Origin of the sequence: Paenibacillus sp. Soil787, assembly GCF_001429545.1 — a bacterium.
Lineage (GTDB): Bacteria > Bacillota > Bacilli > Paenibacillales > NBRC-103111 > Paenibacillus_E.
Genome location: NZ_LMSP01000048.1, coordinates 78,340 through 101,000, shown reverse-complemented (window position 1 = coordinate 101,000; position 22,661 = coordinate 78,340). Strand labels below are relative to the sequence as shown.

General features: G+C 45.9%; 10 protein-coding genes. All 10 read left to right on the top strand.

Features of this window, described 5'->3' with window-relative positions; translation table 11 throughout:
* Position 1 precedes the first annotated feature (1 nt).
* The 10 genes from ASG93_RS32785 (at position 2) to ASG93_RS32745 (ending at position 22,135) form a co-directional block, all read left to right on the top strand.
* On the top strand, positions 2 to 8,293 hold the full coding sequence (locus ASG93_RS32785) for a glycoside hydrolase family 2 (protein ID WP_056839242.1): 8,292 nt from the start codon (positions 2 to 4) through the stop codon (positions 8,291 to 8,293).
* A gap of 180 nt (positions 8,294 to 8,473) precedes the next feature.
* Positions 8,474 to 10,765 carry a helix-turn-helix domain-containing protein gene (locus ASG93_RS32780; RefSeq protein ID WP_162262898.1) on the top strand — a complete coding sequence of 764 codons (2,292 nt, stop codon included), beginning with the start codon at positions 8,474 to 8,476 and terminating at the stop codon, positions 10,763 to 10,765.
* Between the two features lie 134 nt (positions 10,766 to 10,899).
* Positions 10,900 to 11,556: a YheC/YheD family protein gene (locus tag ASG93_RS32775; protein WP_056839238.1), complete on the top strand. Its 657-nt coding sequence runs from the start codon at positions 10,900 to 10,902 to the stop codon at positions 11,554 to 11,556.
* A gap of 207 nt (positions 11,557 to 11,763) precedes the next feature.
* Positions 11,764 to 14,925: an alpha-mannosidase gene (locus ASG93_RS32770; protein WP_056839236.1), complete on the top strand. Its 3,162-nt coding sequence runs from the start codon at positions 11,764 to 11,766 to the stop codon at positions 14,923 to 14,925.
* Between the two features lie 18 nt (positions 14,926 to 14,943).
* Positions 14,944 to 15,108, top strand: coding sequence for an arabinosidase (locus ASG93_RS35630; RefSeq protein WP_156411123.1), 165 nt, complete (start codon positions 14,944 to 14,946; stop codon positions 15,106 to 15,108).
* Positions 15,109 to 15,302: 194 nt separating this feature from the next.
* The gene (locus ASG93_RS32765; RefSeq protein WP_056839234.1) at positions 15,303 to 16,196 is read left to right on the top strand and encodes a carbohydrate ABC transporter permease; all 894 of its coding nucleotides are present in this window, start codon (positions 15,303 to 15,305) and stop codon (positions 16,194 to 16,196) included.
* 22 nt (positions 16,197 to 16,218) lie between these two features.
* Complete coding sequence (locus ASG93_RS32760) at positions 16,219 to 17,085, top strand: carbohydrate ABC transporter permease (RefSeq protein ID WP_056839232.1); 867 nt, start codon at positions 16,219 to 16,221, stop codon at positions 17,083 to 17,085.
* Between the two features lie 159 nt (positions 17,086 to 17,244).
* Positions 17,245 to 18,654 carry an ABC transporter substrate-binding protein gene (locus ASG93_RS32755; RefSeq protein WP_056839230.1) on the top strand — a complete coding sequence of 470 codons (1,410 nt, stop codon included), beginning with the start codon at positions 17,245 to 17,247 and terminating at the stop codon, positions 18,652 to 18,654.
* 96 nt (positions 18,655 to 18,750) lie between these two features.
* Positions 18,751 to 20,526 (top strand): sensor histidine kinase, encoded by a 1,776-nt coding sequence (locus ASG93_RS32750; protein ID WP_056839229.1) that lies wholly within the window; start codon positions 18,751 to 18,753, stop codon positions 20,524 to 20,526.
* Positions 20,510 to 22,135, top strand: a complete 1,626-nt coding sequence (locus tag ASG93_RS32745) for a response regulator (RefSeq protein ID WP_056839226.1) — start codon at positions 20,510 to 20,512, stop codon at positions 22,133 to 22,135. Before ASG93_RS32750 ends, ASG93_RS32745 begins: the two co-directional genes overlap by 17 nt.
* Positions 22,136 to 22,661: the final 526 nt, after the last annotated feature.

Below are 22,661 nucleotides of genomic sequence, written 5' to 3'. Positions count from 1 at the left end.
CATGCGGAATGGCAAGATGTTCCTTCACATTCTATTGTGTCTGGTTATCGCTAGCAGCAATTTCTTGATGCTGTATCCAGATGCAAACCGCGCTTCCGCTGCTGCGGATAGCGAGAATATTGCGTTAGGAAAGACAGTGACTGCGAGCAGTTCATTATCACAGCACCAACCTAGCTATCTGGTCGATGGCTCCATGGATACCATGTGGTCGACAAGCGATACAGGCTGGCAAACAAGTCCCGTTACGGACGAATGGGCAGTTGTCGATCTAGGGGGCAATTACGATATTTCCAGATGGGTTGTTAAACATGCCGCTTCCGGCGTTTTAATTACCAGTGATTTCCAAATGGAGTACAGTTCAGGTACCGAAGGACCGTGGCTTACGGCGGACACGGTCACAAGCAATACGTACACAGTAACAGATCGCATCTTAACCCAATCTATCCAAACGAGGTATGTACGGCTTCATGTGACGAAGAAAACGTCTGGGGGCGATTGGCCGGCTGTAAGAATTGGCGAGTTGGAGTTGTATGGAGCTAAAGTTCCAGTCACAGTGAATTTGGCATTAGGAAAAAGCGTGACCGCGAGCAGCTCGCTACCGCAGCATCAACCAAGCTATCTGGTCGATGGTTCTATGGATACTATGTGGTCGACGAGCGATACGGGCTGGCGAACAAGTCCCGTTACGGATGAATGGGCGGTTGTCGACCTAGGGAACAATTACGAAATTTCCAGATGGGTCGTTAAGCATGCCGCTTCCGACGCGTTAGTTACCAGTGATTTCCAACTTGAGATCAGCACGGATATCGGAGGACCTTGGCAAACGGCGGATACAGTCACTGGCAATACGTACAAGGTAACAGATCGTATATTAACTCAATCCATTCATACTAGGTATGTAAGACTTCATGTGACGAAGAAAACGTCGGACGGGGTCGATTGGCCGGCCGTAAGAATCGGCGAGTTGGAGTTGTATGGGAATGAAGTGATCGTTCCTGTGCTGACGGCTGATCTGGGTTCTGGCACCGTGAAGAAAGGGACGAAAGTGACGTTAAGCAGTTCACTTGCCACGGCGGCCATATATTACACGTCGGATGGCAGTGATCCGACAACTTCAGCGAGTAAGCAGCTTTACACCGCACCGATTGCGATTGATCGGGATATCGTCTTGAAAGCTGTTGCGGTCGATCCAGTGAAAGGCGGAACAAGCCAGATACAAATTTTAACGTATACGCTTTCGAAGGTTCCGGTCACTGGGAATTTGACGTTAGGAAAGAGCGTGACAGCAAGCAGCTCGCTATCGCAGCATCAACCTAGCTATCTGGTCGATGGCTCCATGGATACCATGTGGTCTACGAGCGATACGGGTTGGCGAACTAGTCCGATTACGGATGAATGGGCGGTTGTGGATCTTGGAGATACCTTCGATATTGCCAGGTGGATCGTTAAGCATGCCGCCGAAAATGACTTGGCAACGAAGGATTTTCAGTTGGAATATAGTACGAACGATGGGAATGGCCCTTGGCAAACGGCGGACGCAGTAACCGGCAACATGAACAAGGTAACGGACAGATTGCTTCCACATGCCATTAACGCTAGATATGTCCGGCTTCATGTGACAAAGAAGGCTGCGGAAGGCTCTGACTGGCCGGCAGTAAGGGTTGGCGAGTTCGAACTGTATTCGGAAGCGGCGATTATTCCTCAAGTCATGGCTTCGCCGGATTCTGGTACCGTGAGCAAGGGGAGAACCGTAACACTTAGCAGTACTTTGCCTTCGGCATCGATCTATTACACAGTCGACGGAAGCGATCCGAAGACATCGCCAAGCAAAATTGTCTATACCGAACCGCTGACCATTAATCGCGACATCAGCATTTACGCAGTTGCCATCGACGATGTAGGTGGAGGCATTGGAGAAACTCAGACGTTCACTTATACAATACCTACGGATGACTTATCCCAATATACGAATCTCGCGCTTGGAGCCACTGCAACAATGACGGTTGAAGCGGGATATGGCAATGTTGCAAGCAATGCGATTGATGGCAATAGTTCGACATATGCGCAACCAGCGAAATCGGGCCTTTGGGATCTTATCCTAGAATTGGGGAAGAAGCAGTCCATCAATTACGCGTTATTGCGTAAAAGTCCAAATCATCAAAATTACATCACCCAATTTACGATAGATACATCCGACGATGGGAATAACTGGTCTGCTGTCGTTACGGAGAATAGTAATACGGATTTGGATGATCAAGTCTATCAATTCCCTGTAACGAATGCACGTTATGTAAGATTGCACCAGATCGCCACCGTGGGATCCCCGGCTGCCGTTTATGAGTTTAATCTTTACAATACATCCGTTGCCTTGCCGGTGGTTGCCGATATGCTGCCTATGGTGGTTGCCGAAGGAACTTTAGTGGGATTGTCAACGCAAGAGCCTAATGCGCAAATGTATTACACGACAGACGGCACCGATCCCAAAACATCGGGCACTAGTCGATTGTATACGGGGCGGATACCGCTTAAGGGTGATTCCGTTGATTCAACAGTTACGCTAAAAGCTTACGCGAAAGCGGCAGGTAAAGTGGATAACGAAGTAACATCTTTTGCCTATCAAGTTGTGGCCATTTCTGCAAATCCGGCCTCGGGAATTGTTAGTGAGAAGACGGACGTTGCGTTATCCAGTTCAGTCAGCGGCGCAACAATCTATTACACGACCGACGGAACAGATCCCAAAAATTCTGGAAGCAAACAGCCATATGTGAAGCCGATTACGATTATGCAAGATGCGGCAATTCGAGCATATGCGGCTAAGGGGTCGCAAGAAAGTACGGCCATCACATTTTCTTATTCGATTGCAAGAGGAGATGAGACGAATATAGCGCTTGGGAAAAGCGTGAAGTCATCTTCCGAAGACCCATCGAATTTAGCGGCGAATGCGGTGGATGGGAAGTTGGAAACAGCTTGGGCGGCCAAGGATACAGGAAAAGGGCACTGGCTGCAAGTGGATTTGGGCAAGGATTATGAGTTGACAGGCACGGAGGTGACCTGGAAAGAAGCGGAGAAAAACGTTAAGTATACAATCGAAGTCTCCTCGGATGCAATGAACTGGTATCCTGCAGTCGATAAGAGCAATCAAACCGAACGCACAACAGTGAATACGGATCGTTTTCTGGATGCGGCCAGAAGGTATGTACGAATAACCGTAACCGATTTCGAGCTGGGCAGCAAAGCAGGAATTGCGGAATTCAAAGTGCTCGGTTATGCGAGTGACCCGATGCCAACTGTGCCGGTAGGACCAGATACGAATGGCTGGCCAAGACCTGTCATTGCCCCGTTACCCAATTCGGTCACAGGTGTCCAGAAACCAATCATCGATTTGAGCGGTACTTGGAAATTCACGCAAACTCCTGTCCAAGGATTCTGGAAAAATAGCGCAGAGCCATCAGGATGGTCTGATGCCAAGGTTCCGGCTAATTTAGAAGTGCTCGGATTTGACATTCGCGGCAAGCAGGGAGGCGATTGGTTCCCGGATCGCAATATTGAGAATGTGTATAAAAAATCGATTTCGATTCCGCAGGATTATCAAGGGAAGAAAGTGCTGCTGCGCTTTGAAGCCGCCTTTGACGTCGCTAGAATCTGGGTAAACGGGCATTTGGTTCGTACGCACCGAGGCGGCTTTACAACCTTTGATTGCGATATTACAGACTACGTGACACCAGGCGCAGACGCGTGGGTTACAGTAGGGATTACCGCTGAGAAAAACTTTGTGGAATATCAGCATGTCAGAGGTTTGGTAGGAGAAGTAAAGCTTGTTGCTTTACCCGTTGATTATTTGGCAAGATTGCAGACCGAGACAACGTTTGATGTGACGTATAAGGATGCGATATTGAAGCTTACTGCGGGTATGATGCTAGGCAGCGAAGGCACAGCCAATTCCGTTGTGGAATACAGTCTCGTAGACCCAGGTGGCAAGCCAGTAGCCATTGAACCGAGCAGTATGCCGATATCAGAACAAAATTTAGAGCAAACCATCAACATCCCGGTCAAGAGTCCTCTCAAATGGGATGCGGAGCACCCCAACTTGTATAAGTTAACGGCAAGCGTCAAGGTGAATGGGGAAACCGTGCAGACGGTCGTCCGTAAGATAGGTTTCAGAGAGATTAAAATCTCGGGCAACAAAATGCTGGTCAATGGGAAAGAGATCAAGCTCCATGGTGTGAATTGGCACCAATCCTCTCCCTTTGTCGGAGTCGCAGCAGATCGGCAGCATGATCTGGAATCCTTAGCCAAATTGAAAGATGGCAACATCAATTACATCCGAACTTCCCATTGGCCGCAGTATGAATATGTGCTGGATTACGCGGATGAAATCGGCTTATATGTGGAGCAGGAAAATTCGGTTATGTTCGTAAGCGATGAGCAGCGCTTAAACGATTCTAATTATTTGAGTTATTTTATAGGTCAATTTTCGGAAACGATTGAAAAGGACCGCAGTCACCCCAGTATCGTCATTTGGTCGCTGGAAAATGAGAGCGCGTGGGGCTCCAATATCGCCGCTATTCATGACTATGTGAAAAAAATTGATCCAACCCGACCGGTTAAATCGAGCTTCGGCTATAATGCCCCTAGCAACTATAATGATTTGTTCAGTGTGCATTATATTGGCAACGGACAAAAGATCGGAGGGCGGGATAAACCCGAAATTGATGATGAGTACGCACACTTATATGTGTATTATGAAGATTGGTTTAATAATGACCCGGCCTTCGAGGATTTTTATGGCGAAGCCATCAAACGCTATTGGGATGAAATGTATGCTACCGAAGGCACTTTAGGCGGGGCGATCTGGCATTCACGGGATTTGAACACCTATTGTAAAGACGAAATATGCGGTTTCCGTGTGAAGTGGGGGATTTTGGATTCATGGAATAGGGAGAAACCGGAGTATTGGAACGTCAAAAAGGCCTACTCGCCGATAAGAATTAATGCCAATTCCTTGCCGAATCCGGGCGCGGGCAATCCCTTGGCGATTCCGATTGAGAATCGTTATAATCATACGAATCTGAATGAAATTAAGGTCGAATGGAGTCTTGGAGAGCATACGGAAAGCTTAACGGGACCTTCGATCGAGCCGATGCATGCAGGAGAATTGGTTATCCCTGCTAACAATTGGAAACTGGGGGATATCGTTCACCTCAAGTTTTACCAAAGCGACCGGTTTCAGTCATCTCGACTGGTGGATGAATACAGTCTGATGATCGGGGAGAAGACCGTACATTTTGCCGAATCGCAAGGTAAAGCCCCTACAATTAAGACGGATGACGCACACATCACCCTTTCGGGCCAAGATTTTAAAATCGTTTTTGACAAAGCAACAGGCTTGATAAAAGAAGGGATTTATAAAGGAGAAACGATTCTTATCGGAGGCCCCTATCTAAATCCGGGTTTCACTTCCAAGCTAGACCCATGGAATCTGTCCAGTATAAACAGCTCGAATACAGATAGCGAGGCGATTGTCAACATAGCGGGCTCTTACGGGAAAACAGGCGTCATATTTACCATCCATGTTGACGGGACGGGGCTAATTTCAACGACTTACGCCGTAAACGACCTTCCGACTGTCTATGATGCGATCGGTGTAGCCTTTGATGTCTCTTCGAAAGCAGACAGAATGTCATGGGATCGTAAGGGTCTCTGGTCTTACTATCCTGGCGATCAAGTTGGAAGGAACGCGGGAATTGCCTTTAAGAGCAAGAGCGAAGGAGATGAAGTGTACGGAGTAAAACCAACTTGGGCATGGTCGCAAGACGAGAAGGATTTTCACAAGTATGGTAAGGACGATAAAGGACTAAGAGGAACCTCTGATTTCGTCGCCTCCAAGAACAATTACAACTATGCATCTTTAATACTTGGTGAGTCTGGGAAAAGGCTTACAGCTGAAGGAGACGGAAATGGCTCCGTCAAGAGCTCAGTCAATGGAGATGGGTCGATACGCTTCCAAATTAATAATATTTGGTCGCATCCTGCAGCATTTCCGGGCTGGCTGGAAGCGAATTCGATTAGTAAACCGATAACGCTAGCTTCCAAATACACAAATACGGTTAATATGAGACTCGCTGATGCAGACCATTATACCGTGAGTTATTCCGATGTTCCGACCTATTTGAGCGATCTGAATTGGGTTACCGCAACGGCAGGTTGGGGCACGGTGAGAAAGGATTCCAGCGTTCAAGACAATGTACTGACCTTATTTGACGGTATGGGCAGCAAATCGTATGCCAAAGGAATCGGTACGCATGCCAATTCTGAAATTGTGTACGATATTTCTGGAAAAGGATACGAAAAATTCGAAGCGGATGTCGGTGTAGATCAGGAAAGCACAGAAGGCAAAGTAACTTTCCAAATTTGGGCAGATGGCGAGAAGCTGTTTGATAGCGATAATATAGGCATCCGTACAGCCGCTAAAAAGGTTAGTGTGAACATTGCGGACAAACGCCAGTTAAAACTAATCGTTACAGACGGAGGAAATGGCAACGGCAGTGATCATGCAGATTGGGCGGATGCTAAATTAATAAAGCCGGCTGTTGTTGTGACTGTTGTTGTGATTCCAAGCTCGGACGCCACATTAAGAACAATTGAAATTAACGATCAAGCCCTTGTTTCATTTGACAAGAACACATTGTCATATGATGTGGCTTTGCCRGCAGGCACGAAAACRGYCCCGCTGGTAACAGCTACCACCACCTATGCCAAGGCTGTCCTAAAGGTAAGCCAAGCGGCAGCTTTACCGGGAATGGCAACGATCGAAGTGACGGCGGAAGAYGGWAAAWCCGTGATCACGTACAAGATCAATTTCACAGTTGATGTCGTGCCAAGCACGGATGCGACATTAAGTAAAATTGCATTGAACGGTAAAGACCTGCTTTCATTTGACATGAATACATTGACCTATGATGTGGTCTTGCCAGCTGGCTCGAGTGCAGCCCCGSTGGTWACAGCATCCGCCACTGATGCCAAGGCTGTTGTCAAACTGACCCAAGCGGTAGCTTTGCCGGGAACAGCAACGATCGAAGTGACGGCGGAAGAYGGTAAAWCCGTGAWMACRTACAAGATCAATTTCACAGTTGTGAAATCGGAACCATCGGGTCCAGGCCCAGGATTGGGCAGCATTCTACCTGAAACGCCATCAGCGAAGGAGAAACAAATTGTCAAAGAGTTAAACGTTACTAACGGGAATGCGGTTGTGGCTGTTGATCCAGGTATTACGGAAGTACTTGTCCCACTTCAGGATAAGGCGATTCATGATATTGGCAAACTTATCTTCCAGCGAGACGACCTAAGCTTAGAAATACCAAGCGGTTTAATTGCTGAGTGGGCTGCATTACTTAACGACTCGAACGCAGCGTATTTATCTTTCAAATTTAAGAAAGTAGATAAACCGGAAGTCGAGAAGCTCTTGAACCATGCGACGAACGAAGCTCATGCTAAGATTACATTAGCGGGAGAGGTATTTGAGCTATCTCTGCAAGTAAGTGACCGCGATGGGACGAAAGTGAAGACCATATCCTCGTTTTCGCAGCCATTGACCTTAAGGTTGAAAGTCGGTCAAAGTGCAAGTAAGGAAATGACCGGTATCTATTTTATCCAGGATAATGGAGGGCTTGAGTACGTGGGCGGACATCAGTTGGACGGAGTGATTGAAGCGCCGATCTATCATTTCAGCCAATACGGTGTACTAACGTATGACAAGACGTTTAACGATGTTCCGTCATCCCATTGGGCTTCCCAAGTCATTAAAAGAATGGCTGCGCAAGGAATCGTCTCGGGAGTAAGCGATGCTGAATTTGCGCCGCAAAATAAAGTGACTCGTGCGGAATTCGTCACCATGCTGGCTCGAGCTCTCGGGTTGAAATCCACTGGTACTACCACATTTAGCGATGTAAATAATGACGATCCGTATAATTGGGCAATTGTGGCGGCGTATCGTGCAGGGATTGTAACGGGAAGAAGCCAAACCCATTTTGCTCCTGAGGAATCGATCACACGTGAGGAAATGGCTGTCATGATCATCCGTGCCTACGAAGTTAAATCAGGCAAGAAGGTCGTTACGCAGGGGCAAGGTCATTATGCGGATGATAACCTGATTAACGATTGGGCCAAAAGTATCGTGTACGCTTCCCTTGGTTTAGGACTTCTTCGCGGACGAGGGGAGAACGAGTTTGCGCCTCAGGGCCTCACTACCCGAGCTGAAAGTGCACAGGTCATTGCCAATTTGTTAGAGAAATAACTAAGTATGATGAAATCTAAAGCACCTGGCCCTATGAAACTTGCGAAGACCAGGTGCTGATAGATTTCAGTTGTTGACGTGATTCAGCAAACAGCAGTATATTCTACATAGGCAGTTTCTATAATTTTACTTTTAACATTACGTGAAAACGTTCTCAATATGGGTAATGGGGATGATTCAATGTTGGGGCTTTTCAAGTCAAGAGGAAGTTTCCTTAGTCGAATAATGGTTGCTATCGTGACCATTTTTGTATTTTCAATTATTTTAATATCGATCATAACTTACTACTATAATACCAAAATCAACGATAAGATCACATCGGATATCTATCAAAAATTACTTTCACAGACGGATTACAATATCCAAACGTTATATGAGAGAGTCTTTCAGATTGGGGAACAACTTCTTAATGATAATGAGATCATCAGTGGGCTTTATTCGAAAGAACTTAGTCCCGTAGATTCAAAGAAGGTTGAGAATCGAATTGACGAAGTGGTCAGTGCGAACCCTTATATAAATTCCGTATATCTCTACAACGGCGATTCCGGAAGGTATATTCACACGATTAACAAAGACGTTGACATTCCTACCATTGATAAACAAGTTACTGAACTAATCGATGTCAGAAAAAATATGAAGAAAATGCTGTTCCTTCCTCATCTACAAAGCTACGTCTACGATTCTAAATCCTACAATAATCATATTCTTTCACTAATTTTCACCTATTCAGGCACCAAGAATGCTATTTTTATTAATTTGGAATTGCGCGCCGTACTCGATCTGTTTAACAAAATGGGAAACTCAGCTTATTCGAACTTTATGATTGTGGATAAAAAAGGTTTGAATATTATTAATAGTAAACAACCGGATCTTTTTATGCATGATAGCAGCGATCAAGAATTTATTAGCAAAGTGATACAGTCCGATGGCAAATCCAATCATTTTATCGATACAATTGATCGTAAGAAGTATCTGATCACCTATGTTTACAATGAGAAACTTGAATGGTATTTAATTAATACGATTAGTTACGAATATCTTTCTAAGGATAGTTTTATTCTTTTGAGAAATATCATTCTTATTTCCTTAATTGTCCTGCTGGTTAGCATTGCCGCGACAGTCCTGATGATCAATAAGATTTATATGCCCTTCGGTAAAGTCGTTAAGATGATCAAATTTAGCCGACCATTGGATACGTCTGCTGAGCATTACGATGATGTCGAATATGTCAGTGATGTATTTAAAGGACTGATTCATAAAGTGACGTCGCTGGAAGATTTGGCCGTGAAAGATCGCAATAAATTGAAAGAAGGCTTTCTCAAAGAGTTGTTGAATCAGGAGGGCAGCAGTGATGATTATGACATTGCCGCTAATTTCCATAAGCTAGAGATACAATTAAACACTTCTAATTTGCGTGTATTCGTGCTAGTTATGGAGGGAGAATATGTTAACGGATCCAACCAACTAGACATTCGAATGTCTCTTGTTAAGAATGCCGTATATGAGCTTGCCCTCCGTATATTTGTTGACAATGAAGGGCTTGAGAAAATTGAAACGGGAAGCCATTCGATGGTTTTGATAATGAATAGTATGGAAGGAAGCGGCTTAGACGATAAATTAAACAGTTTCTTACATCAAGTTGAGAAAATCATGAGCATTCAATTGAAAATCGGTATTGGCGAGCGAGCAGAAACAGCTAAGGAGCTATGGCATTCTTATGAGACAGCCAAAGAGGCGCTGCATTATGCGTTCTTGATCGACAATGAAAGCGTATATGATTATGATAAAATTCAAAGCAATGTAAGAAGTAAGTTTAGTTATCCAGTAAAACTCGAAAGTGTGCTGCTCAACCATCTTAAACTAAATGACTGCGGCGCAGCTCTTGAGGATATTAATGACTTGTTTGAAGAGATTAAAAACTGTTCCATCAAGGATATACAGGCCACTCTCAAACAAATTGGCACCGTCATCGATAAAGAATTTAATAGTATCGTAAATTTATCTCCTATGTATGAGGGCTATCAGCATGATTCCTTAGCAAATGTCATTTCTAGCTTTTCGAAAGTCGATAGTTTAAAACAATATTATCAAGAACTGGTTCATTTTATCATCCAGGAGTTAAAGGGAAATAGGTTTCGGGATAGTAAAGAAATCGTCAAGCAAGCGTGTGAATATATTCAGCGGCATTACCGGAAAGGAGAGCTGTCCGCCGATTCAGTTGCCACAGCTCTTAACATATCGATTCCATATTTCAGTAAATTATTCAATGAGAATATGAGGGTATCGTTCTCGACCTATGTAACGAATTTGCGGTTAGCCGAAGCTGAAGGATTATTGTTAAATACGACTCTACGAGTAAAGGAAATTGGCGAACAAATTGGCTTTTTTAATAGCACTTATTTTATTACTGTTTTTAAGAAAAAGCATGGCCTTTCGCCAAATCAGTACAGACAAATGAAAAAAGCGAACTGATAAATACGAGCGGCTGGGATTTCAAGAAGAAGGTGAAAAAATAAATTATTCATTCATTGTTTGTCCCTGTCCCTTCTGACGGAAGAGGAATACTCTAGCATAGAGAAAGCCTTGTACGGAAGGAGGAATCCCTCATGCGTCTAGTTGCTAGTAAATGGTCGAAGTTCACCGTTTTGTTGGGGCATGCCGGCGTTGCTAAGCATATTCCTAACATGCGCCGCTTTAGCGCTTCGAACCTGCAGGCCATGCTGCGACAATATGGATTTGTCGTGGCAAAGCCGATCATTGGAACCGGGGGAAGCAGTGTAGTGAAAATCAAAAAAACAGGTAACGGCTATTTGCTGCATGACTCCGGGACGATAAGAACATTTCGCACTTGGAGCGAGCTATTTTCCAAGTTAAACCGGATTCGCAAAAAGCGCCCGTTTATGCTGCAGCAGGGCATTGATTTAGCTGCAATTGACGGAAGGCCCGTAGATTATCGCGTCAAATTGAAAAAGTCAGGTCGATCATGGGTCATCCGAGCCGTTGTCGGCCGATTGGCACGCCCAGGACTGTTCGTCACAAACCTATGCCGGGGCGGCACGCAACTTAAAGGTTCTCATGCGCTGCGGCGGACTTTCCCTGCTTCGCTAGTCAAATCCAAAATTGACACGATGTGCGGAGTAGCCCGAACATGCACCATGCTGCTCGAATCCCGCTATCCTGGCATTGGAATGCTCGGTTACGATTTTGGCATCGACAAAAAAGGAAACGTATGGATTTTTGAAGTGAATACAAAACCTCATTAGAGCTTAATATCCAAAGGGCTGCCTGGTGGCAGCCTTTTGCTTTTTCGCCTTTTACGTCTATCTTGGGTACAATATGAATAATAATTTAATGATTTTACCCCCTCAGTATCATCAGATTACCTATCACCTAAGGAGTTTAGCATCCATTACAATAGACATGTCGATGAGACCCTTGTGCTTTGTCTATGAATAAGGAGGAAAAATTGGATGTTTTGGACCGTGGAGAAATTACAAGCACGCATAAATGACTTGGAGTCATACCGCTATCGCGATGAAAGGCTCATAGATAAATTTCGAATCAAACTGGATGAGGGCGGCACAATTGGAGCGTATCCCTCGGAAGACGGCGAGTGGAAGGATATACGTATAGGTGATCGGTGGAAAGGCCGTGATGTATATTACTGGTTGGCTGCAGATGCGACAATTCCCGCTGAGTGGGAAGGAAGAAAAGTACTTGGCCGATTCCGCCTCGGACAAACCGGAGATGGAACGAATAGTGGATTCGAATCGCTTCTATTTCTGAACGGTGAGCCGTATCAGGGAGTAGACTCGAATCATGAAGAGGTTTTTATGCCTGAAGCGGCGATCGGTTCCAAGGTGCAGCTTCGTTTCCGATTGTGGTCAGGACTAGGGGGATATCAGAGCTCCCGCGAGATGGAAAGTAGAATGGAGTTAGCTTCTGTGTGCTGGCTGGATGAAGCGTGCGACGATATGTATTATACAGCCAAAGCGCTGCTGGAAACAGTACGTATACTGGATGAAAATCGTCCGGAGCGGCATCAACTGCTATCTATGCTGGATCAGGCCTTCTTAATACTCGACTGGTCCAGACCGGGGAGCGAAGGCTTTTACAACTCAGTCGAAAAGGCACGTGAACAGCTCCGGCAGGCTTTGTCGTTAATGCCTAAGCTTCACTCGGTTGTGGTGCAGTGTATCGGACATACGCATATAGATGTTGCATGGTTATGGCAGCTGAAGCATACGAGGGAAAAGGCGGCGAGATCGTTTTCAACTGTGCTGCGTTTGATGGAGCAGTACCCGGAGTATATCTTTTTACAAACGCAGCCGCAGCTCTATGAATATATCAAGTCTGATTATCCCCAAATTTACGAACGTATGAAGGAACGCATCAAGGAAGGACGCTGGGAAGCCGGTGGAGCGATGTGGCTGGAGGCGGATTGCAACTTAGCTTCCGGGGAATCACTGGTGCGGCAGCTATTATACGGAACCCGATTTTTCCGTGAGGAATTCGGTGTGGAATGCAAGTATTTATGGCTGCCTGACGTGTTTGGCTACAGCTGGGCGCTGCCGCAAATTTTACGCAAATCTGGCATCGAATCGTTCATGACGACCAAAATCAGCTGGAACCAATATAACCGGATGCCTCATGACACTTTTAAATGGCGGGGCATTGACGGGACGGAAGTACTGACGCATTTTATTACGACGCCGGATCCCGGCTCGAGTGAAGGGGCCTTTTATTATACGTACAACGGGAAAGTGACGCCATCATCGGTACAGGGGATTTGGGAAAGCTACCGTGATAAGACGCTCAATACGAATTTGCTGCTTGCTTACGGGTTCGGCGACGGCGGCGGAGGTGTCAATCGTGAAATGCTAGAGATGCGGCGCAGGCTGGACGAAATTCCAGGCATTCCTCATGTGAAGACAGGGCGTGCTGACGAGTATTTCGACGAATTGCAGATGAGCATCAGCAACACTAATTCGTACGTGCACACGTGGGATGGCGAGTTGTATTTGGAGCTGCACCGCGGGACTTACACGAGTCAGGCTTACAACAAACGAATGAATCGCAAGCTGGAGCTGTTGTATCGGGAAACGGAATGGATGCAGGCCATGAGCGGTATATTGAATGTCCAAGGCCATGCGATGGAGGCCGAAACTTCCCTTGCCCTGCACGAAGGTTGGAAAATCATTTTGCGCAACCAATTCCATGATATTATCCCTGGATCGTCGATTCGCGAGGTGTATGAGGACAGCAGAGCGGAATACGAAGAGGCGTTAGCCATTGGTCAAAAGGTTTGGGATCAGTCAGCTTTGCTTTTGACAGCGGGTAGGGAAAAGGGAAGCGAAGTGTCAGTGTTCAACAGTTCTCCTTGGGAGCGGACGGATCTCGTTTGTATCCCCAAAGAGCAAACTGAGGAAGCAAGAATAGGGTGGTTCGATGCTTTGGATCGACCGCTGGAGGCTCAGCTGGTAGGTGGAAATTGGTGGGTCAACGTGGAGCGGATCTCTCCGATGGGTTTCGCCGTCATTCATCGTAAGGAATTAGGCGATCAGCCGGTACAGGCTATAGCTGAGAATAAGTTCAAAAAGCTGGATAACGGATTACAGACGCCTTTTTATGAACTAGAATGGAATGCCAGCGGTCAAATTGTTCGCCTGTACGATCGAATTGAGCGTCGGGAGATACTTGCCGCGGGCGAAACAGGCAACCGGTTCGAAGTGTTCGAAGATAAGCCGAAAGGCCGGCACGAGGCGTGGGATATTGACATTTTCTACACAGAGAAAAAGCAGGAAGTGAATCTTCTGACTCGGGTCGAAGTGACGGATATCGGTCCTTTGGCAGTGGTAGTCCGCTTCGAGTGGACATACATGGATTCAACCGTGGTGCAGAATATGGTACTCTATGCATATAGCCGCAGAATCGATTTTCAGACCTATGTTAATTGGAACGAGCAGCGTAAGTTGTTAAAAGCAGCCTTTCCGCTGCGAATCCGAGCAACGGAGGCGACATACGACATTCAATTCGGCAACGTGAAGCGTCCGACCCATTGGAATACAAGCTGGGACTATGCCCGATTTGAGACGGTGGGTCATCAGTGGGCCGATTTGTCCGAACGCGGTTACGGCGTCAGTCTCTTGAACGATTGTAAATACGGTTATGATGTAAAAGATCATGTGATGAGGCTCACCCTCATCAAGTCCGCTATGGTTCCTGATCCAACGGCTGATCAAGGAGAGCATGAATTTACGTATTCGCTCTTCCCTCATGCTAGCGATTGGTATGACGGAGGAACAGTGCAGTCCGCTTGGTCGCTCAACAATCCGTTAACGTTTGCGCTTGGTAAGCCTGGCGAAGACTCATTCAGCTTGTTCCGTCTATCCAGCGAGCATGTTATGGTTGATGCGGTCAAAAAAGCGGAGGATCATGACGCGATTATTTTACGTATTCACGAGTTTGCTGGCATTAGTGGCCAAACGCAAATTTCGAGTGATGCGCAGGTCAAGTCCTGGCAGGAATGCGACCTGCTCGAAAGGCCTCTTGGTGATTGTCAATACGAATCATGGATTGATGTTCAGCTGAAGCCTTACGAGATCAGAACGTTTATCGTTCATATTCACTAGCTAAGACAAGGATGGATCATGCTGGTCGACGGGTTCCAAGAGCAATATTACAGTGCTTACCGATCATTTGACTTGAAAAAGTGGGAGGACGTGAGCGAAAGTGTTCAGCTGCCGCCTGGCGCTAGACATGGTGCTGTCCTGAAGCTTAGTGCAGAACGGATGCCTTCTCTTCTTTTGAAATAAGTTGATATTCTTGGAAACAAGCCGCAGAGATATCTATGCGGCTTGTTTCTGTTTGCTGAAGATGAAAAGTTTTCCGATTTCATCATTTATAAAACAGTTGATTTGTCCTACGGTCACAGTTGAATTGCCGCTCCCGTACCATAACGAGGTTGTATTATGCTTGGAATACAAAAACTAAAAGGAGCAGATGTTTGATGCGAAAAAGGATTTCTCTTTTCAATTCCTATGTATTCATTTTTCCCAGTCTATTTTTAACTTTGGCGCTTGGAATCTATCCGATTGTTTGGGCACTTCGCTATATGTTCTACGATTATCAGGGGTATGGGCAGGAGAAGTTTATCGGACTCGACAATTTTTCGAGATTGCTGCGTGATCAGGAGTTCTGGCACTCTGTGTATAACACCTTCATCTACGCAAGCGGTAAAATTATCATTGTTTTGCCGATTTCCCTTTTACTCGCGGTCATACTTAATCGGGGGTTGAAAGCCAAGGGTCTGTTACGTGCCATTTATTTTATGCCAACCATTATCAGTACATCGGTCATGTCGATCGTGTTCTTTACCATATTCAATTCGTATAACGGATTGCTCAATCAATTTTTAATCAAATATGGATTGATTTCTAAAGCGATTGAGTGGCTAGGACCGAATTATGCCATGTTGACCGTAATTATTACGGCTATCTGGGGTGCGATCGGTAACTATATGCTGCTATTCATCGCCGGGCTGCAAGGTATTCCCGATGATCTGTATGAGAGCGCATCGATTGATGGAGCGAATTCAGCTCACAAATTTTGGTACATCACGATTCCGATGCTGGGTCCTGTTCTACAAATGATCATTATGCTAGCCATTATCACTGCCTTGAAAGGTTATGAAAGCATTATGGTTCTGACCGAGGGCGGACCGTTCGGCAAAACCGATGTCATGTACCTTTACGTATATAAGCTGTTTTTCCCGGTTTCAGCGGCGGGTACAACCGTACAGCAGATCGGCTACGGCAGCGCAGTAGGGTTTGTAACGGCTCTGATTGTCGGTTTGATCACAGTCCTTTATTTCTATATGTCCAAACGGTTGAATCGGGAATAATGATAGTGGGGTGCTACCAACAATGACGAATACACTAACGAAATCGAGCGTCCTTAGAAGCGGACATGTCGCGGGACATATTTTGAAATGGATATTTTTGCTGGCGATAGCCTTCTTCACGTTATTTCCCATGGTTATGGCGATTCTGGGATCATTCAAAACAAATGCAGAATTGACAACGGGAGCTACCTTGTTGCCTTCGATCTGGAAGTTTTCCAACTACACTACTGCATGGAAACAAGCGAATTTCTCGCGCTTTACTTGGAACAGCTTATTTGTCAGCACGGCAGTTACGATTGGCACATTACTCGTTGCTTCAATGTCCGCCTATGCCGTGGACCGGACGCGGTTCCCAGGCAAACGCCTATATGTGATTTTGCAAGCCAGCACGATGTTCATCTCAATCGGAGCCGTTGTTCTTAGGCCTCAGTTCGATCTGATGGTCAAGCTTGGGCTGAACAAATCGCTGTGGGGTGTCGTTCTTATCTTAATTAGCGCGCATGCCACAGTCTATTTTATGCTGATCGGTTTTTTTAAAGCGATACCCAAAGATCTGGATGAAGCCGCTTATATTGATGGCTGCAATTTCTACACGGTTTACTGGCGGATCATTCTTCCACTGCTGCGTCCTGCGCTCGGCGTTACCGCCTTGTTCACCTTCCGAGGTGCATGGAACGAATACATCTTGCCGCTTGTTTTCACGATGACGAATCCGAAGCTGCAAACGTTAACGGTGGGGCTTGCCAACTTGCGTTACGGGATCGGCGCTGCCGCAGAGACACATCTCATGATGGCAGGAGCATGCCTATCCTTCCTTCCGATTCTGGTCGTGTACATCATTGCGAACAAATCGTTCGTTCAGGTGACAGCAGGCAGCTTGAAAGGTTAATTGTATCCCCTACCCTAAAAAAGTGTTTTTTCCCCTCATCGAAAGTTGATTTGCCCTTCACGGTTTAGCTTGATAAGCGATTATATTATGAAAGCAGTTACATTTTGTGACGAAGCATTTTGTTTTGAGGTAAAATAAAAATTAGGAGGGTTTCACAACATGAAGAAGAAACAACTTGTCATGAACACGCTGCTTGGCGTTACTTTGGTCGCTTCACTCGCGGCTTGCAGCTCGCAAACTGAACAACCTAAAGCAACTGGCACTTCCAGTACTACGGGCACCCCTGCACCTGCAGGAGCTAAAACAAAGCTGTCTTACTGGACCATTGACCGTCACGATGCCGATTACATGAAAGATGCCATCAAAAAGTTCAACGAAACAAACAAGGATAATATTGAAGTTGAAATGACGGTACTTGCCGATAATTATAATCAGTCGGTCGATATCGCCTTTGCCAGCAATCAAGCGCCGGATGTGTTCCGGACAAACGATTTCCCCAACTATGTGAAAAAAGGATATTTGCTGCCGATCAACGATCTGATGACCGACGATATGAAGAAGCGCTTCGGCAATCTGCAAGTTGAAGAGATGAATACGATCGACGGTAAAATATATTCGCTGCCGAATACGGGGCAATACTGGAGATTGATATATAACGTCGATCTGTTCCAAAAGGCCGGTATTAAAGAACCGCCGAAAACAGTTAAGGAAATGGTCGAGGATGCCAAGAAGATTACGGAAGCCGGCAAAGATATTGGTGCCTACGGCTTCGCAGAAAATTTCAAAAACGCCGGTTCCGCCTTCGGCAGGATCGCGAATCCGATCGGAACGCTGAGCGGAACCAGCGAGGTGGACGGCTACAATTACAAGACGGGGCAGTACGATTTCTCGGTATACAAGCCCATAGTTGAAGCACTGCGCCAGATGAAGCAGGACGGCAGCATGCTGCCAGGCGTCGAGTCGCTCGATATCGATCCGCTGCGCGCACAGTTCGCGGCAGGAAAGATCGGCATGTACTTGAACCACTCCGGCGAGCCGGCCGTGTATCAATCGCAATTCCCGACCAAAGTGAACTGGTCCGCTGCTTTGCCTCCTACGATCGACGGCAACCAGAAAGGGACTGTCTCGGTAATTGCAGGCAACTACATTGGAATTAACAAAAACACGCAGCACAAAGACGCGGCATGGAAGTTTATGCAGTATTTGTATACGCTGGACTTCCAGAAGGAATACCATGAGAAGGGCTTTGGAATCTCCATCGTTACAGATGTCAACGCAGTTGCGAAAAAACCGACCATGCCGGGGATCGAAGGCTTCCTGCCAAGCAAATTTGACGGTCTGTATGCTCCTACACCGACTGGCGCTGCAGAGGCGAAAGTGGAAGGAATGAAGACGGGCGACTCTGTCCTTAAATATATGTTGAGTGGCGGAGACGTAGATAAACTATTGAGCGATTTGACAACCCGCTATAATGCGGCATTGGAGAAAGCACGGGCGGCCGGTGACACGAAGATGAAAGCGAATCCGGACTTTGACCCGAATAAGCTGCAGGGCAGCCTGGCCAAGTAGGAAGGCAGTCGAATTTGAAGAGGATTCGCATACGGGGAGGGGCGTGCTGCTGAAAGCGGCGCGTCTCTTCTCTTCTTTAGAAAGGAGGGGGCACCCTTGAAAAAATGGTATTACCGGCTTTCGCTGCGCCGCCGGTTATGGATCTCGTTTCTGATGCTGACCGTCCTTTCCATCGCGCTAACCGGCCTGATGTCTTATTGGATTGCCTTTCGATCGACAGAAAAAGAGGCTTTCATTTCCAGCCAGAATACGCTCAATAAATCCGCGCGCGTGCTGGATGAGAAGCTGCGTCACATCATTGTGACGACCTCGACTATGATGCTTAGCGATGCGTTCAAGTCGGCTATGGAGGACGTGTACTCGCATTCTTCGGGATCCTACTACACAAGGTTGTCTTCGATGCAAATCCCTCTTGGGCAAATGAAGCTGATCGAACCTTCCATCCAATCAGTTTTGATTTATACACCTGCAGGAGATCTTTATGCGACAACCGATCATCGTAACAGTCAAACTAACTTCAAGGATACGCTGTTTTCACGTTATTTGGATAGCACCGATCGCGTCATCTGGGTGGAAGATCATGAGGATCCCCTATTTTTGGGGAATCAGCGGGTCATCTCCCTGATCATGAAGCCGATCACGGATTTGAATGTCCATGACGCTTATGTCGTTGTCAATGTAAAGGAAGATGCGATTCTGAGTGCCATCACCGACGACCTGCTCGTTCCTGCAGACCATTATTTTCTTGTAACCGGCAGCGGTGAAGCCGTGCTTCCGCTTGGATCACGCTTCTCTTCATTCCAGCGGGACCCGGAGTTCATGAAGCTCTTGCAGAGGCAGCAGCGAGGCTTTTTCAAATATAACATGGGCGGAAGTCCTTATTTGGTCAATTATTCGCGGCTAACGCTGGCGGACAACTGGACGCTTGTCAGCGTGCAAATGCAATCCGATTTGCTGCGTCAGGTGAACCGTATCAAAACGACCACACTATGGATCATGTTGATCTGCGCCACATTGGCGCTCGTGCTGTCCAATGTTATTTCGAGCTTATTACTGAAGCCTTTGCATAAACTGCAGGGACTGATGAAGAGGGTTGAGCAAAATAATCTGGATGTACGATTTACCAGCAAATACGAGGATGAAGTTACCCAGGTTGGACTTAAGTTTAATCGAATGCTGGAAGAAATCTCTTCGCTCATCGAGGATGTCAAGGAAGCCGAGTTTGAGAAGCGTAAAATGGAGGTCAAAGCGCTGCAGGCTCAAATTGATCCGCATTTTTTATATAACACATTAAACACAATTATCTGGAAGTCGGAAGCGTCTCAGAACCAAGATGTTACGGAGATGATCAGCTCACTTTCACAACTGTTCCAGCTAGGTCTCAACGGTGGGAATGAAATGACAACATTAGCTAAGGAAATCGAACACGTCAGGCAGTATTTAAATCTTCAGCAAAAATGCTACGAGGGTCTGTTCGATTACACGGTTGAGCTTGAGGATGATTCGCTGCTTGAGGAACCAATATTGAAAATCATATTGCAGCCCTTGGTGGAAAACTCCATTCTCCACGGTTTTCAAGAAATGGAGGGAATGGGAATAATTCGAATCTCTATCACACGTTTCGATACAAGTCTGCTGCTTCGGGTTGAGGATAACGGTTCAGGCATGGACGTCCAACCCGTCATGGCGGACATGAAGACGGAACATCCATTGAAAAAAAGCTATGCCCTCCGTAACGTTTATGGACGATTGCAGCTGCATTACGGAAGTGAAGCTGATATCGACTTGAGCAGCGAACCTCATGTATCTACCTCGGTCACACTAACAATACCACTAGCAGGTGAGGGATATAACGATGACGACAGAACTTAGGATGTGCGTAATTGATGATATCAAGACTGTGGTACAAGGGATCTCGAACCAAATTAATTGGGAGACTCATGGCATCCGAATTGTTGGCACAGCGAGCAATGGTGAGAAAGGTATCGAGCTCATTCACGAAACGGAGCCCCATATCGTTCTGACCGATATTCGGATGCCGAAAATAGACGGCTTGGAGATGACGAAGCAAGTATTGGAAAAGTTTCCCCGCACGAAAATTGTTTTTTTAAGCGGGTATACAGATTTTCAGTATGCTCAACAGGCTGTTCAGCTGGGTGCGTTCGATTACATTGTCAAACCGTTTACGCCGCAAAAAATTATTGAAGTGGTCTTAAAGGCGAAAAAGTCGATTGAAGAGGAAATGGGGGAAACTCAACGATTTCATGAGATGGAAAGAAAACTGCGGGAAAGCTTGCCGTATTTAAGACAGGAATATTTTCAACTTCTGCTGCAATTCCGAACGACCCCCGAACAAGCGGCTAGACGTTGGGACTTCTTAAACATTGGACTGGAGCGGGAGCGCTTTGTTGTTATGCTGACGGAAATCGATCAGTTCGCTGAACAAATAGAGACTCTGCCTGTGCATGAGGTTGAGCTTATTCGGTTTACCGTACAAAATATTTTGGAAGAAAGCCTAAGACGGTTCACCAAAGGATTTGTGTTCCGTGATAACACGAACCGGTTTGTAGCTATATTCAATCCACTGGATTCCCTAAGTGCAGAAGCTATTTCGGAGCAGTATCGTGAAAATGTTGAAAAATATTCCAGATATACCGTATCCATAGGTCTCGGCGAAGAAGTACAGGCGATACATCAAATATCGTACTCTTATGCTCAAGCGCTTGCTGCGCTTTCTTATAGTTTTTATACGGGCGGCAATACCGTGTACAGTTATCGAACGATGAGCCCGGTCCACCAGACAGCGCCGCGATACTCCCCAGAAAAGGAAAAAGAGCTTTTCTATTGCCTGAGGTCTGGAAACTTGCTAAAAGTATATGCCATTGTAGACGAGCTATTCGAGGAAACAATTACTACGTCCGTGCCTCCAGCTCCAGAGGTGGTTAAGGGGTTCTGTGATGAGCTCGCTTTTCTGATCAATCGTGTTTTCTCGGAGAAACTGACGCATGAAGAAATGAACCAGATCGAACGTCATTTTTTGTACATCAAAAATCTTTCATCTTATAAGCTCAAGGAGCTCCAAGGAAACATCAAGGAACTGTGCAGGATGGGTTGTGAGTTGATTCAGAAACGTCATGTGGAAGATGCGAATCAAGTCGTGGAACAAGTTATTGCGCACATACGTCAAAATGTGGCCTCTAATATGACTGTTAATGATTATGCCAAGTTGGTTTATTTGAGCGGCAGTTATTTTGCCAATTTGTTCAAGAAGGTAACGGGTATGACCGTTGTGCAGTTTGTGACAACAGAGCGGATGGAGCAGGCCAAGATTATGCTGGCCCAAGGAAAACAAGTTCAAGAAATTGCCCAATCACTCGGATACGAAGATAGGCCCCATTTCAGTGAACTGTTTAAAAAGCATACAGGCATGACACCTTCTGATTTCAAACAGCTGTATAGCGTTAAAGGTGCGGGATCATGATGGATTGCTAAGGCACCTGGGCAATATTCGCTCGTAAATCAGTTCAGCAAAGGCTAAACTGATTAGGTTTGGTTGCGTTTCGCAACTCACGAGGTAAACATAGTTCTGTATCGGAAGCAGTCAAAAGGCGGATTATGACACAACCTGCTATGAGTCAACACCTGGCGCGCCTCGCGTGGGTTTCGCCTCATAAGGATGTATTTGATCCATGCCTGGGTATGCAATAAAGAGGTTGTTCCCATTAGTCTTCAAAGACTGAGGGGACAACCTCTTTTATTTGGGAAATATATCATTAAATGCATGTGATTAAATATAACGTGATCATTCGGATAATTACTTGAAACGTCTATGAAAATGGAATATAAACCGAACGATCGAATGGAAACATTAATAAATAGTTCGATTAATATACGCATTCTTGTAATTTGCACGGAGGGAATTACAAATTATTGTTGATAAATACGAAGTCTTGATGTACATTAGTAATAAATATTCGTATGTCAGATAATATGACTTAAATCATTTG

Bases quoted from the DNA above. Each gene is read 5' to 3' on its own strand.
- ASG93_RS35630 (WP_156411123.1), top strand. From the start codon at position 14,944: ATGCTGGTCGACGGGTTCCAAGAGCAATATTACAGTGCTTACCGATCA.
- ASG93_RS32770 (WP_056839236.1), top strand. From the start codon at position 11,764: ATGTTTTGGACCGTGGAGAAATTACAAGCACGCATAAATGACTTGGAG.
- ASG93_RS32780 (WP_162262898.1), top strand. From the start codon at position 8,474: ATGTTGGGGCTTTTCAAGTCAAGAGGAAGTTTCCTTAGTCGAATAATG.
- ASG93_RS32765 (WP_056839234.1), top strand. From the start codon at position 15,303: ATGCGAAAAAGGATTTCTCTTTTCAATTCCTATGTATTCATTTTTCCC.
- ASG93_RS32760 (WP_056839232.1), top strand. From the start codon at position 16,219: ATGACGAATACACTAACGAAATCGAGCGTCCTTAGAAGCGGACATGTC.
- ASG93_RS32775 (WP_056839238.1), top strand. From the start codon at position 10,900: ATGCGTCTAGTTGCTAGTAAATGGTCGAAGTTCACCGTTTTGTTGGGG.
- ASG93_RS32745 (WP_056839226.1), top strand. From the start codon at position 20,510: ATGACGACAGAACTTAGGATGTGCGTAATTGATGATATCAAGACTGTG.
- ASG93_RS32755 (WP_056839230.1), top strand. From the start codon at position 17,245: ATGAAGAAGAAACAACTTGTCATGAACACGCTGCTTGGCGTTACTTTG.